This is a genomic window from Nocardiopsis sinuspersici (assembly GCF_001998325.1).
GTDB classification, from domain to species: domain Bacteria; phylum Actinomycetota; class Actinomycetes; order Streptosporangiales; family Streptosporangiaceae; genus Nocardiopsis; species Nocardiopsis sinuspersici.
Map to the genome: position 1 here is coordinate 4397576 of NZ_MCOK01000001.1, position 13066 is coordinate 4410641.

Sequence of the window (13066 nt, forward strand, 5' to 3'; positions counted from 1 at the left end):
TCCCCCAGTCACACCCGCGATGCGGGGACCGACACCCCATCCACCGCCATCCTGGGTTAGGCTTGGTCCGGTGACGGGGTAGGAGATACCTCCGTCAGACCCATGGCTCCATAGCTCAGGGGATAGAGCACCGCTCTCCTAAAGCGGGTGTCGCAGGTTCGAATCCTGCTGGGGCCGCCCCTGTGACCCGGGGTTTCTCTCGAACGAGAGACCCCGGGTCGCTGATCCGGCCGCGGTTGTGGCCGTGGTTGCCGGGTCATTCCCACCGTGCTTTCCCCCACCCGGTCCGCCGCTCCTGGTGTGAGTTCGCCGCCTGCGCGGACGTGGCGGGCGGTCCGCGACGTCCGCGAGTGGCCGAGGATCTGCTGAATCGTCCTGGGATCGATTCCCAGTGCCGCCAACAGCGTCCCGGCGGTGTGGCGACCATCGTGGACCCGGGCGTCGCGTACGCCGGAAACACACAACACGCTCTTCCAGTCAGCCCAGTCGGCACGCTTGCCCATCGGACGGCCGTCGGGGCGGCAGAACACCAGATCCCACGAGTCGTCCCACGCCGGGCCAGCGACCGCTTTCTCCTTCTGCTGCTGCTTCCAGTGGTTCCGCAGCTCCTTGATCAGCGGCCGGGGGATCGGCAGGACGAACTCTTCGAGGCCGGTGTCGTCCCGAACGCCCTTGCGCCGTGCGAAGTAGTGTTTCGTACCGGATGTGATGGAGGCTCTCAACCCTGGGAAGGATGAGAGACATGCCAGCAGCTGGGTGTGCCGTTTGGCTACAACGTCCTCCTCCGTCGGGGGAAGGACGCCGACGCCTGCCGGGCATGCAATGAACTGCAGGCCGGGCCCGCCCCTGTGGGTGCGGTGCCACTGCCGCACCTGCCTGGCCAGGTGGTCCGCAAACACCTGACCCGACCCAGCGCGCCCCAGTCCCTGGAGCAGCGGGCGCTGCTGCGCCTCCTGCGCACCGTGGCCCACAACGCAGGTGCCCGCGACCGGGTGGATCTGCCACCTGGCCTACTACGCCAGCCTGCGCATCGCCGAAATCGTCGCCCTGGACGTGGCCGACGTGCGGCTGTCGGCACACAAGGACAGCATGCGCGTGCGGGGCAAGGGCCAGTTGGGTGGCAAGGACTGCACCGTGCCCCTGCATGCCCAGGCTCGCACCTCGATCGAGGCACTGCTCGATGAACTCGGCCGCCCCTCAGCCGAACCGCTGGTGCGCAACCGCGACTACGGCACCCCGTTCACCCAGGCAGCGAACACCATCGTGAACGAAGTCGGCGCGGCGGCCGGGATCGGCCCCTCGGATGGCGGCGAGGCGTTCGGGCCGCACGTGCTTCGCCACATCTTCGGTACCGATCTCGTGCGCGGGCGCGGCGAGCTGGCGCCCGAGCCGGTGGGCGTGGTCCTCGTGACCGAGCTGATGGGCCATGCCGACCTCAACACCACCCGCCGCTATGCCCTGCCCACCGCGGCCGACAAGACCCGCGCGTTGGAGGCGCTCACCATCGACCGGGGAGCCGGTGAGGGTCTACCGTTAAATCCTGTAGTGATGCTCCTCGACCCCCTTCACTGCCTGCCGGGGCGCCATGTTGCGGCCGTCCGTGCCGAGGCCGTCCCCGCCGCCAGCCCGGCCGCGAGTGCCAGGGCAATGGCGCCCAGGACGATGGCGCCCAGAGTGTCGGGCGGGGCCACCGGGACCTGGCGGTTCTGCTGGATGACCGTGCCCAGCGGCAGGCTCAGCATCGCGGACAGGACCGCCGCGAGTGCCATGGGAGCGGTGAGGAAGCCCAACGCGATGCCCAGGTGCCAGCGGCGGCGGCCGGTGAGCACGCTCAACGGGGCTGTGGAGCGTGCCGCTTCGGCGATGTGTCCGCCCGCACTGATCAGCCCGGCGGTGGCCAGCAGAGCCAGGCCGTAACTACCCAGGAGCACACCCCACTGCGACAGGCGCGCGTTGGCCGGGGTCATCTCCAGTGAGGCCAGCCGGTCGATCTGGGTGGTGGGCCCCAGCACGGGGTGGAGGGTATTGCGGACCTCGGTGAGGGTGAGGGGGTCCTCACGTGGTGAGAGCACGGCCAGTTGTTCCACGCTTCCCTCGACGGGCGGGGCCGGGGACGCCTGGATCCGCACATCGCTGCCGATCTGCCAGTCGACGAGTGTGGTGAAGCGGAGATCACCGGTTCCCGGCTCCACCGGAGTGGGCTGTGCGGGGCAGTCCAGCCGCAGGGAACGCAGGGTGGAGCAGGAGGCCCGCAGCACGGTAGGACCCTCTCCCTCGTCGGCGGTGTCGACGGCCATGAGGCGCGCCCGCTCGGGCAGGGCCCGGTCCGCCTCCATGACGCGCTGGGCGGTCAAATCGTGTGCCGACACCTGCAACGCGCTGTCCGCCAGGCGCTCGTTGGCCTGGCGGGCCTGCACCGAGGTCAGGGTCTCCGAGGCGAGGAAGTAGTGCATGTTGACCAAAGTGACCACACCGATGACCACGGGGGCGACCAGACGGGCCAACACCCCCGGGCGGTGCTGGCACCAGCGGCCGGCCACGATCCAGGTGGGACGCCCGGTGCGCAGGCCCCGGTGGGCCACCGCGGCCCCGACCCAAGCCAGCAGGGCCGCCAGCGCCGAGGGCGCGAAGGCCAGCGCCCCCAGGAGCCCGACCGCGTAGACGGGTATCGTCCAAGGGCTGCCCGGAGGGATGAGGGCGGCCGCCGAGGCAACGACGGTGAACAACGCGAACAGGGCGATCTTCCAGGTCGCGACGCGATCGGCGGCCGGGCGCGGCCGGGTGGTGCCGCGTCGGGCCCGCCGGGCGTGCAGGGCGGCATAGCCCAACGCGGCCGCAGCAGCCGAGACGACCACCGCGACCACCAGGAACCACCACATCCGCCGGACGTCAGCCGCGCGCACGATGTAGTCGATGCCGGGCACCACCACGTCGGTGAGCAGCACGGGCACGGCCACCGCGGAGCCAAGGGCGGTACCGGCCAGGATCGCCGGCAGGCAGGAGGACAGGCCCACCAGGAACTGGTGGCGGGTGCGCGCGCCCAGCGCGTTCAGCAGGGCGGCGCGCCGATCGCGCCCGGCCGCGGCGAACCGTGCGGCCACGACGAACAACCCACCCGCGGGCAGGACCACGAACACCAGGTAGACCGCGACCATGAGATCCTGGGCCGCGGGGGTGAGGGTCATCTTCTCCCCGAAGGGGAAGACGCCCGGCGGGCCGAACCCGGCAATCGGATACATCCAGTCCTCGGGGACCGCGGCGTCCTCAGGCATCCCCACATAAGCCAGGCGCTCGGTCGGGGAGAGCAGCCCCCGGGGTCCGATGGTCCCGGCGTACTCGCCGTAGCGGTCCCGGACACCAAGCTCGGGGTCCGCCAGCGCGGGGGACAGGTACACCTGCCCCGGGCCGGGCCAGGAGTCCAGCCCCGGCGGCGGAGACGCGGCGGGGTCGACGGGGTCGAGGTAGACCACCGAGTGCTGCCACCGCCCCGCGCTGTCGGGACTCTCCCCCCACCAGGCCGCGGCCTGCTCCGGCGAAGCAACGATGATGGGCTGGCGCATGGCGTCGCGCAGATCGCGTCCGTCGAAGGTCGCCGCGATCACGGCCAGGCCCAGCAGCACGGCCGTGAGGGCGGCCGTGGCGATGGCGAGCACGATCTGGCGGGTGCGCTGGGACACGCCACCGGTGCGGGTCCGCCCCAGTGCCAGCAGCTGACCGGTCAGGCTCGGTGCGCTGTCGCGGCTCATCGCCCCACCTCGCTCAGGCGCCCCTCCCGCAGGTGGAACACGTGATCGCTGCGCTCGGACAGGTCCCGGTCGTGGGTGACCACCACCAGAGCGCACCCGCGCCGGGCGGGCAGGTCGAACAAAAGGTCGGCGACCTTGTCGCGGTTGTCGGGGTCCAACGCACCGGTCGGCTCGTCGGCCAGCAGCAGCGAGGGATCGGTGATCAGGGCCCGGGCCACGGCGGTGCGCTGGTGCTCGCCCCCCGAGAGCTCGCCGGTGGTCTCGGCGGCGGTGGTGACGTCCAACTCGGCGAGCAGGGCACGGGCTCGCTCGGCGGCCTCCTGGGCGCCGAGCCCGGCGAGCAGTCCGGCCAGGGCGACGTTGTCCACCGGGGTGAGCTCGGGCAGCAGCTCGCCGCCCTGGAACACCATGCCGATGTCACGGCTGCGCACCGCGGCCAGTTCCCCGCGGCGCATCCGGGTGATCTCGCGCCCGGCGACGCGGACGCTGCCGGAGGTGGGGGCCGACAGGCCCATGACGCAGGCCAGCAGGGTGCTTTTGCCGCTGCCGCTGGGACCGGTGACCACGGTCGAGGTGCCGCGGCGGGCGCTCAGATCCACCTCGTCCAGCAGGAGGCGGCCCGCGACCGTGTAGCTGACCCCGCTGAGCTGTAGCGGTAGCGCCTCGTCGGAGGTGTGGTGCGGGGGCGGGACGTCGGTGCCGTGCGGCATGTGTTCTTCTCCGAGCGGGGTCTTCTCACGAAACGCGGACGGAACGCTGGGATGGCGCGCAGGGCGGCTTCGCGCGCGGCCAAGCTATTGAGCAAGCGCCGCACGCGAAGCCGCTGAGCGGATTGGTCAGGCCTTCCAGTCGCTGCAGGCATCAGGCCACGCGCTGATGCTTTCGCAGACGCGGAGCTTGATGACGTCAGAACCGCTTCCGCTGGTCACAGTCGTTCTGGGGCCACTCTTGTTGTACAGGCCCCGCTCAGTTCCCGCCGATGCCTGGCGGTAGTACTGCCCGTAGACAACCCGGCCGTCGTCCTCGCCGTCGTAGACGGAGATCCTGGAACCACTGGAGTTGGTGTAGGCCCTGTCATCGCCCTGGTAGGCCGAAATGGCCATTGCACTGCTGCTGAGCAGCGGCAGCGCGGCCAAAGCCGCGAGCGCCGATCCAGCGATGAGCTTCCGAGCGTTCACAATAACCCTTTCCTCTGTGACTGAACTACTACTTAGGGCACCCGGCCGGGCCAGGACAGACCCTGGCACAAGACACCAGAGAGAAACAAATGGTGTACACCTCGGAAACCGCATAAAAGCTCTGTTAATGCACGTAAAGGAGGTGTGGCCGGATCCGGCCAACGGGTACTCGTCCGCAGTCAGCCTCCCGTCATCGACTGTTTCGTGAGTGTTCTCCCGAAGGCCAGCAAAAGGACACGTAAGCCGTGAGCGCGCCCTGCGCGGGGGCGTTCCAGGCGATGTGGCGGTACCGGCGGAGCTCGGCAGTGGTCTCCAGGACACGGGCGATGGCGATAAGTAGGCGAGCAGGGCGTGGGGGTTCACGCAGGTTCTTGGAATGCGGTGCGTCGGCCTCCGTGGTCCCCCGGTCGGGGTGCTTTGCGGGCCTATCAGTCAACGCCTATGCTCGGAGATAGTCGTCAGGCCCCGTGGGGGCTCGGAAGTGGAGCCAGGTGACCTGGGGCAGACCGGGAGCCTGGCTCGGCGCATGTCTGAGGTCCTTCAGCAGCCGGTGGCCACGTCGAAGTCGTAGATCCGCTCGGCGAGGATGTCCCGGTAGCTCGGATCGCCGTGGCGACTGGCCCGGACCGCTCCGGCCAAAACGTCGGCCACCCACAGCAGCGGCTGTGCCTCACCGGCCAGGTGCTCGACGGTGAATACCGTCCCCTTGGGCAGCGCACGACGGGCGCCGATGACGGACCGGATGTCGCGTTGGTCCAGACTCCGGGGTGCGGGCCTCCATGTACAGAATGCCGACGCCGTAGCTGTGCAGTTCGGGGACCAGGCGCTCCAGGCAGCGGGCACGGGCACGCTCCTGGCGCCGGGGCGGCACCGGCGTGCCGACCGCGACGATTGACCAGTCGAGGGCAGGAAGACCGCCCATGTGCCCGAAGGGCTGAGGCAACCGAGCGTGCGCCTAGCACACGGGCGACAAGCTCTGCCAGCCGAACCCCACCTTGCAATTCTTGTGATCTAAGTCACTTCGTGGATTCCAGAAAGCTTCAAGTGCATGCCCACTTTACGCCAATATGTCCGCCATATTTGGCTAAATTGTGCTGCAACCCTGCACAATTCTGAATTTCTACAGTTCTCAGAGGTTGACCCTGGCACGCCTCAAAGCCAATCGGAGACCTCACGCAAGGCCGACATGAAGGTAACCTGATTTCGTCCTCGAACGCAGAGCCCCGATTGATTGGCGACCACGCGCAGCTGCCGATGGTCGCCGGGAGCCGTTGGCATCCTTGTCATCCCGGCACGAAGGGAACGCTATGAGTTCGAGGAAATATGACGGCTGGTGGCACCGTCCAGATTTTTGGAGGTGCTTCGAGCTGCTGGTTCGCGTGTTGAGCGACTGGCTGCAAAGCTAGCCCGGCCCTAGCCTCAGGAACCGGGGCCAGGTGGTGAGGCCCGTCTAGAGTCTGGGAAGGCCGCTACGTGCCTCACCACTCATCCAGTCATTCTCTGCCGCAGGATGACTTGCTCCAACCCTGTCCAAATTTACTACCCAACGATCCAATTCGATCCAAAATCCAACCAAGTTGGACAATATTGGACCCCAACAGGTCCAACATCTTGACGATACAGGTTTCCGTACCCCCGCCAACCCGATAGTGGGGGTACGGCACCAAGAAATTTACATCAATTTCCATTGACAGATGTCCTCAAAATGCGCAATCCATCCCATGCCTCCAGTCATTTCAAGCTGGTCTACACAGGGCAGTGCGGCGAACTGGCTATCGACCAGCGCAGTCAGCCAGAGGAGCTGCATGAAATCTGAGGCCGCTAGATAGCTGTGCCGTCGAGAGCCCATGCATGAAGCTGTCCACGCCGATGCTGGCGATGGAGGAGATGAAGTCCACCTCATCCAGGGCAGCCAAGTACATCTAGCTTGGCACGGTAGATGTCGCCGCAGACGGCTGGTCTAAGAGCGTGTTTGCTGTCCTTGCTGTTTGATCAGCCGTCCCCAGCGGGGCTTGCGGCCGAAGTGCTCCGCGATCTGCTCGCCGGTCGGCAGCGAACCATCCGGCCGCCGGTTCTCCAGCGCCCACTTCCAGGCATCCCGCTGCACCTTGGGAGGAGGCCGTTCGCCTTCCGCCTCGCTCGATGTGTTCGGGGCCGTTTCCTCCGCCTTGACGACATGCAGATGCCTCCGCTCCTGCTGCTCCGCCGAGAAGGACTCGGACACCTTGGCCAAGGTGTCCTTCCCGCCTTCAGGATGCGTGCGCACCGCGTCAGCACTGCGTACGCTCCTCGCCGTCGTGCGGAACTCACGCATGAGCAGCTCGTACGCACCGATCAATGCGAAGCTCGGCCAGGCATGGATGATCCGCGACCACATCGTGGGGTCGGCCACCGCGACGTTGGCCGCCAGGGAGGCTCCGGAACCGATGATCAACAGCGTCCAGGGCAGCAAGCCGCCCTTGCGGCCGTTGCGGGCATCGCTCAACAGCGTCATCGAGGCGCCGACGATCATCCCGTCCACCGACAACGGGAACAAAGCAGCCCGCCACTCTGGCTCGCCGTGGCGCAGCGCGAGTTCGTACATGTGCGAGTAGGACACCACCGCGGCGATCACGGCCAGCATCAGTACGGCGGCGATGGTGGTCCAGCGGGACCAACGAGAGGCCCTCATCCCCGACCACCGCCCTCCAGGAAGGACAACGGCTGCAGAGTTTCCGAGACGCTTGCGATGAGCCCGACAGACCAGGCGTGACCCTTCCCCGGTCTCAGTTCTGGTCTCAGTTCACCTTCGGTCGCAGGGGTACGAGGAAGTACGCGACCACAGGTCAGAACCGCGATGAACGTTCGTGAACCATGCTCGCCCGCTCTCCTAAAGCGGGTGTCGCAGGTTCGAATCCTGCTGGGGCCGCCCCTGTGACCCGGGGTTTCTCTCGAACGAGAGACCCCGGGTCGCTGATCCGCCCGCGGTTGTGGCCGCGGTTGCCGGGTCATTCCCACCGTGCTTTCCCCCACCCGGTCCGCCGCTCCTGGTGTGAGTTCGCCGCCTGCGCGGACGTGGCGGGCGGTCCGCGACGTCCGCGAGTGGCCGAGGAGACGCACCCTTCGAGGCCGGCGTCGTCCCGGACGCCCTTGCGCCGTGCGAAGCAGCAGTCGCCGCCTGCACGCCTTGAGCACACCGCGCCCCCTGAGCGCACCGCGGGCCCCGGAACGGAACACCCCGCCGTGGTCGGACCGGTGAGGCGGACGGACACGGATCCGGCGGACACGGGGAGGGCGGCGGCGTCATGACCGGCCCTGAGCCTGCGAGCCGTCCCTTCCGTGGCCGCCTTCCCACCGTGTCGCCATGACAGCGGAGAGAAGTCGGCCGATCATGGAACCGGAGTACGGACCGGTCGGGGGAGGCCACTCGGATGACGCACGCGGAGCACGCCCAGGACGAACAGCACGGGGGACCGGACAGGCCGCTCAACAGGCAGCGGGGCGGATCACCGTCCGCGATCGCCGGGGCGCTCCACCGCACACCGCACCCGGGCCCCCAGCACTGGGGCGGGCCCCGGCCCCGCAAGACGGAGCCGGACCCGTTCTTCCCCAAACGCCTGGGCCCGCCGCCCGAGAGCCGCGGAACCTGAGCTCACAGGAACGGGCGCCAGGGCGCCAGCAGGCACTCGCCGAGCTTCGCGGCGAGCGGACGGTGCTGCCACTCCTCCCTGGTCAGCTCCCGGCAGTTGGTGAGGTCGTTGGCGAAGATCTCCTCCATGTGCTTCGCCACGGTCTCGTCGAAGATCTCCACGTTGATCTCGTAGTTGCCCGTCAGGCTCAGCCGGTCCACGTTCGCGGTACCGATCGTGGACCACTTGCCGTCCACCGTCGCCGTCTTGGCGTGCACCATGGCGTTCTGGTAGAGCCACAGACGCACTCCGCCACGCAGCAGCACCGCGTACTGGCTGCGGGATATCCAGTCGGCGACGACGTGGTTGGACTCCTCCGGGAGGAGGATGTCGACCTCCACCCCCCGTTCGGCGGCATCGACCAGAACGCGCTGGAACTCCCGGTCGGGCATGAAGTAGGCCTGGGTGAACAGCACCCTGTCCTTGGCCCGGTCGATCGCCTCCAGGAACATCGCCCGGATCGGGTAGATGAGCAGCTCGGGCACGTTGCGGTGCACACGGAAGTGCGCGTCCCAGTCGGACTCTCCCAGCCCCTCCAGCTCGGGCTGGTGGGGCAGGCGGTTCATGTTCCAGAAGTCGCTGAAGGCGTTCTCCAGCGCCCACACCGCCGAACCGGACACCCGAAGGTGGGTGTCGCGCCACTCGGTGGCGTACAGCGACCCGACGTTGTACCCGCCGACGAACCCCACCTCGCCGTCGACGGTCAGGATCTTGCGGTGGTCCCGGCCGGACTTGCGGATGTTCAACAGCAGCACGCCCGGCCGGAACGCCGGGTACCGGACCACGTGGACGCTGGGCGGGAAGCGGAAGAAGGACCGGGGCACCACCAGGTTCGCGAAGCCGTCGTAGACCACGTACACCTCGACGCCCCGCTCGGCGGCGTCGATGAGCTCCCTCTTGAACTCGCGGCCCACCCGGTCGTCCTTGATGATGTAGGACTCGAAGAGGACCCGGCGCCGGGCACCCCGGATCGCCGCGATCATGTCCTGGAACAGGTCCTCGCCGTAGGTGTACACGGTGGCGGTGTTCCCGTTGTCGCCGACCGGCAGCTCGACCGGGGCGGTACGGGGGAAGCGCGCCCGGCGCGGCCGTACCTTCCTGCGCCAGTGGTGGACCCCCATGAGGGTGGCCACCACGGCGATCTGGGTGGTCACCAGCCCCACGAGTCCCCATTTGACCACCGACGTGATGGTGGAGCGTCGCACAGTCGCCTCCCGATCAGGACGTCCGCGGTGCCGAAGTCCCCGGTCCTGAGGCCTTCCTCTCCGATGCGGAGTGGACGTCAACCGTAACCGGGGACACGCACCAGGGGTCGGCACAGTCCTCCTGTGTCACCTCTACGCGGTCCCCTACCCCTGTCCACGGAGGCGGAACGCCACCAGTTCCGTGGTTGGGCCCTCCCGGCGGCCTCTGACCAGGCGCCGCTCCAGCGGGTACAGGGCGGCGCCCGCCAGCCAGCCGGTCGGCTCGGTCAGGGTGACCGCGCGCAGGGCCCCGCCCCACACCTTGCGCCACGCCGCCGGAGCGTCCACCTGGGCGTTCATCAGCATGAGCATGGGCACGCGGCGCACCATGTCGAATCCGGCCTTGTCGGCGGTGCCCGCGATCCACTCCAGGGTGCGGTTGACCTGGTGCTCGCCGCGCTGTTCGGGGCGCTGGAGGCAGTTCTCGGAGATCACGAGGAGGCCGCCGGGGCGCAGCACCCGGGCGAACTCGCCGAACGCGCTGGTGTAGCGCCCGTCGTCGGTGATGTGGAAGAGCACGTCCATGCAGGAGACCGCGTCGAAGGAGTCGACGTCGAAGGCGTCGAGGTCCGCGGCGTCCTGGCGGACGAACCGGTGGTCGGGGAATCTGCCGCGCAGGCGCTCCACGGCCGCGTCGGTCATGTCGCACCCGGTGATGTCGCCGACTCCCAGCCGCTCCCACAGGCGCGTGTAGAAGCCGGTGCCGCTGCCCACGTCGAGGACGCTGGCCCCGCCCGGGTCCATCCGGGAGACCTCGCGCAGGAACACCTCCTCGCGTACCCGGTACATCCACGTGTTGAAGGAGCGGCCCAGGGCCCGGTAGCCGACGCCGCTCTCGGTCCAGTCGCCTTCGAGGCGGCGCTCCCAGAAGTCTCGCAGTTCGCTGTGCGTAGCCATGGGAACACTGTCACACCGCGCCCGCGCGAAGTCCCGTAGCAGCGCCGGAGAAGGCCCGGCACAGCCCTGTTGAGCGATTTTCGGACAGCCTGGTGGCCGGGGAAAGCAGGGCCGGATTCCGAGAGGCCACCGCTCCCGTGTGTCCGGCCCCGGCACCCGGCCTCAGGCGTCCCGGTGGGCGACCACGCGCTCGATGAATCCCAGCGCCATCCGGTCGTGGTGGTCGACCGTGAAGCCCGCGTCGACGGCGACGTGCCTCGGCAGACGCCGGGGACGGTCCTTGCGCGCCTCCCTCCGCCGGAGGGGCCAGCGGGTGTACTCGACGTGGTCGACCAGCAGCAGGAGCCCGCCCGGCCGCAGGACCCGGCGCATCTCGGACAGGGCGCGGTACTGGTCGGGGATGGTGCACAGGGCGAGCGCGCACACCACGGTGTCGAACTCCCCGTCGCCGAAGGGCAGGTCCTGGGCGTCGCCCTCCCGGAGGTCGACCTCCGCGGCCAGCCCGGCGGCCCGCGACCTGGCCTTCGCCAGCATGCCGGGGCTCAGGTCCACTCCGGTGACCTCCACGTCCTCCGGGTAGTACGGCAGGTTGTGCCCGGTACCCACGGCCACGTCCAGGACCCTGCCGCGGGCCCTTCCGCACAGCCGGGCGCGGGTACCGCCGAGCACGAGCCGCTGTATCCGCTCCCCCCGGTCGTACCCCCTCGCCATCTGGTCCCACTGGCCGCGCACCCGCTCGGTCCGCTCGTCCATGACGCCCTCCCCGCTTCGCTCCTTGACCGGAACTCCAGTCTGGAAGTTAATGTCCACATGAAGTCAAGAGAGCGGGAACTGTCCATCGGCGAGCTGGCCGAGCCGTTCGGGTTGGCCACCCACGTCCTGCGGCACTGGGAGGCGGCCGGTGTGCTGGAGCCGGCCCGGCGCTCCGGAGGGCAGCGCCGCTACACGCCGGAGCACCAGCTCCAGGTGGCTCTGGTGCTGCGCGCGCAGGAGGCCGGGTTCAGCCTGGCGCAGATCCGCGAGGTGGTCGGAGCGTCGGACGGTGCGGCGCGACGCGCCCTCCTGACCGAGCACCTGGCCGGACTGGACGAGCGCCTGGAGCGGCTGCGGTCCGCACGCGAGATGGTGGCGCACGTCGTGGCCTGCGAGTCCGGGGACTTCCTGAAGTGCCCGACCATGAGGGCGATGCTGGAGGAGACGGCGATGTCGGAGTGCGCTGCTACGCATGGGCGCACGCGTTCCCCGAGCCTCTGGGAGTCACCTTGGCCTTCTACGACCACCTGACCGACTTCGCCGGTCTGCCCGTCGCCGACTACATGGAGGCCCGCCGCCTGACACGGTCGGGGGACGACCCGGCGTCCCGTCACCGGCCCCCGGAACTGGACGGCCTCGCCGACCCCGGTTCGGTGGCCTGGCGGCTGACCCGGTACGGGTACGGCTATGACGAGGGCGACCAGTGGTCGTCCCTGGACTACCTCACCGGTTTCACCGGGTTCGTGTCCGACCCGGCCGCGGTCAGCGCCGTCGTGGTCGGCAGCCTGGTGGACGCCTTCAGGGTGGAGTCCTCCGACGAGGTCCGCGACGCCTTCGTGGAGATCGCCCCGCGCCTGTCCGGCCTGCGCTTCCTCTTCTACGCGGACCTGTTCGCGGAGGAGTGCGAGGCGTCGTGGATCAGGCACGGAGACCTCTCCCCCCTGGTGGCCGCCTACCCGCGGTTGACCGGGTTCGCGGCGCGCGGCACCGGCCGCCTGAGCCTGGAGTCGCTGGAGCACCCGGGGCTGCGCGGCCTCACCCTCCAGGGCGGAGGTCTGCCCGGGAGGCTCGCGCGTCAGGTCGCCTCGTCCCGCCTGCCGGAACTGGAGCACCTGGAGCTGTGGCTGGGGGTGGAGGACTACGGGGGCGACACCGCCCCCGAGGACCTCGGACCCGTCCTGTCCGGAAGGGCCTTCCCCGGACTGCGGTCCCTGGGGCTGCGCAACGCCGAGCACACCGGCGCGTGGGTGCGGGCACTCGCGAAGGCCCCGGTCACCGCACGGCTGCACACCCTGGACCTGTCCCTGGGCGTCCTGCGCGACGAGGACGTCGCGCCCCTGCTCGAAGCACCGGTGTTCCGCGGCCTCCGGCGCCTGGACCTGCACCACCACTACCTGTCCGAGGAGGCCGCGGGCGAGGTCCGCCGGGTGCTCACCGACGCCGGGGTGGAGGTCGACCTGTCCGAGCGCCTGGAACCGGACACCCACCACGACGAGGTCCACTACTACACGGCGGTCTCGGAGTAGCCCCTCCTCCGGCGGCGGACATGTCGTCTCGGGCTGTTAGACATGTGTCCGCCC

11 protein-coding genes, 2 tRNA genes and 2 pseudogenes are annotated in these 13066 nt (G+C 69.1%); 6 read left to right on the forward strand and 9 right to left on the reverse strand.

From position 1 onward, the window contains the following. Positions 1-104 precede the first annotated feature (104 nt). Positions 105-177 (forward strand) — tRNA-Arg (locus tag NOSIN_RS18985). A gap of 158 nt (positions 178-335) precedes the next feature. Here the strand turns inward: NOSIN_RS18985 and NOSIN_RS28215 are convergent. Continuing rightward, positions 336-971: pseudogene (locus NOSIN_RS28215) on the reverse strand (tyrosine-type recombinase/integrase); the annotation flags it as partial. A gap of 82 nt (positions 972-1053) precedes the next feature. Between NOSIN_RS28215 and NOSIN_RS27845 the strand changes: the two are divergent. Beyond that, positions 1054-1398: pseudogene (locus tag NOSIN_RS27845) on the forward strand (tyrosine-type recombinase/integrase); the annotation flags it as partial. Positions 1399-1565: 167 nt separating this feature from the next. Here the strand turns inward: NOSIN_RS27845 and NOSIN_RS19000 are convergent. The 5 genes from NOSIN_RS19000 to NOSIN_RS19020 all read right to left on the reverse strand — a co-directional run bounded on the left by NOSIN_RS19000 (position 1566) and on the right by NOSIN_RS19020 (position 7547). Continuing rightward, positions 1566-3746 (reverse strand): hypothetical protein, encoded by a 2181-nt coding sequence (locus NOSIN_RS19000; protein ID WP_227015064.1) that lies wholly within the window; start codon positions 3744-3746, stop codon positions 1566-1568. After that, positions 3743-4456: an ABC transporter ATP-binding protein gene (locus tag NOSIN_RS19005; RefSeq protein WP_077692045.1), complete on the reverse strand. Its 714-nt coding sequence runs from the start codon at positions 4454-4456 to the stop codon at positions 3743-3745. The genes NOSIN_RS19000 and NOSIN_RS19005 overlap by 4 nt, the downstream gene beginning before the upstream one ends. Positions 4457-4582: 126 nt before the next feature. Beyond that, the gene (locus NOSIN_RS19010) at positions 4583-4924 is read right to left on the reverse strand and encodes a hypothetical protein (RefSeq protein ID WP_077692046.1); all 342 of its coding nucleotides are present in this window, start codon (positions 4922-4924) and stop codon (positions 4583-4585) included. Between the two features lie 540 nt (positions 4925-5464). After that, the gene (locus tag NOSIN_RS19015; protein WP_077692047.1) at positions 5465-5767 is read right to left on the reverse strand and encodes a hypothetical protein; all 303 of its coding nucleotides are present in this window, start codon (positions 5765-5767) and stop codon (positions 5465-5467) included. 1117 nt (positions 5768-6884) lie between these two features. Next, positions 6885-7547, reverse strand: coding sequence for a DUF2637 domain-containing protein (locus tag NOSIN_RS19020; RefSeq protein ID WP_236743399.1), 663 nt, complete (start codon positions 7545-7547; stop codon positions 6885-6887). A 177-nt stretch (positions 7548-7724) separates the two neighbouring features. On the opposite strand from NOSIN_RS19020, the gene NOSIN_RS27300 reads away from it, so the two are divergent. Together NOSIN_RS27300 and NOSIN_RS19025 are read left to right on the forward strand one after the other, a co-directional pair. Beyond that, positions 7725-7829 (forward strand) — tRNA-Arg (locus tag NOSIN_RS27300). A 505-nt stretch (positions 7830-8334) separates the two neighbouring features. Continuing rightward, on the forward strand, positions 8335-8553 hold the full coding sequence (locus tag NOSIN_RS19025; RefSeq protein ID WP_077692049.1) for a calcium-binding protein: 219 nt from the start codon (positions 8335-8337) through the stop codon (positions 8551-8553). Positions 8554-8555: 2 nt separating this feature from the next. Here the strand turns inward: NOSIN_RS19025 and NOSIN_RS19030 are convergent, their stop codons facing one another. The 3 genes from NOSIN_RS19030 to NOSIN_RS19040 form a co-directional block, all read right to left on the reverse strand. After that, on the reverse strand, positions 8556-9797 hold the full coding sequence (locus NOSIN_RS19030; protein WP_077692050.1) for a phospholipase D-like domain-containing protein: 1242 nt from the start codon (positions 9795-9797) through the stop codon (positions 8556-8558). A 144-nt stretch (positions 9798-9941) separates the two neighbouring features. Then, the gene (locus tag NOSIN_RS19035; protein WP_077692051.1) at positions 9942-10733 is read right to left on the reverse strand and encodes a class I SAM-dependent methyltransferase; all 792 of its coding nucleotides are present in this window, start codon (positions 10731-10733) and stop codon (positions 9942-9944) included. Between the two features lie 162 nt (positions 10734-10895). Next, complete coding sequence (locus tag NOSIN_RS19040; protein WP_077692052.1) at positions 10896-11486, reverse strand: class I SAM-dependent methyltransferase; 591 nt, start codon at positions 11484-11486, stop codon at positions 10896-10898. Positions 11487-11543: 57 nt separating this feature from the next. Between NOSIN_RS19040 and NOSIN_RS19045 the strand changes: the two genes are divergently transcribed. Then, positions 11544-12017: a MerR family transcriptional regulator gene (locus NOSIN_RS19045; protein WP_077692053.1), complete on the forward strand. Its 474-nt coding sequence runs from the start codon at positions 11544-11546 to the stop codon at positions 12015-12017. Then, positions 11996-13012 carry an STM4015 family protein gene (locus tag NOSIN_RS19050; RefSeq protein ID WP_077692054.1) on the forward strand — a complete coding sequence of 339 codons (1017 nt, stop codon included), beginning with the start codon at positions 11996-11998 and terminating at the stop codon, positions 13010-13012. Before NOSIN_RS19045 ends, NOSIN_RS19050 begins: the two co-directional genes overlap by 22 nt. Positions 13013-13066 lie beyond the last annotated feature (54 nt).

What these genes read in the sequence shown, in the direction of transcription:
- NOSIN_RS19000 (WP_227015064.1), bottom strand. Translation starts at nt 3,746, where the DNA reads ATGAGCCGCGACAGCGCACCGAGCCTGACCGGTCAGCTGCTGGCACTG.
- NOSIN_RS19005 (WP_077692045.1), bottom strand. Translation starts at nt 4,456, where the DNA reads ATGCCGCACGGCACCGACGTCCCGCCCCCGCACCACACCTCCGACGAG.
- NOSIN_RS19020 (WP_236743399.1), bottom strand. Translation starts at nt 7,547, where the DNA reads ATGCTGGCCGTGATCGCCGCGGTGGTGTCCTACTCGCACATGTACGAA.
- NOSIN_RS19025 (WP_077692049.1), top strand. Translation starts at nt 8,335, where the DNA reads ATGACGCACGCGGAGCACGCCCAGGACGAACAGCACGGGGGACCGGAC.
- NOSIN_RS19035 (WP_077692051.1), bottom strand. Translation starts at nt 10,733, where the DNA reads ATGGCTACGCACAGCGAACTGCGAGACTTCTGGGAGCGCCGCCTCGAA.
- NOSIN_RS19040 (WP_077692052.1), bottom strand. Translation starts at nt 11,486, where the DNA reads ATGGACGAGCGGACCGAGCGGGTGCGCGGCCAGTGGGACCAGATGGCG.
- NOSIN_RS19045 (WP_077692053.1), top strand. Translation starts at nt 11,544, where the DNA reads ATGAAGTCAAGAGAGCGGGAACTGTCCATCGGCGAGCTGGCCGAGCCG.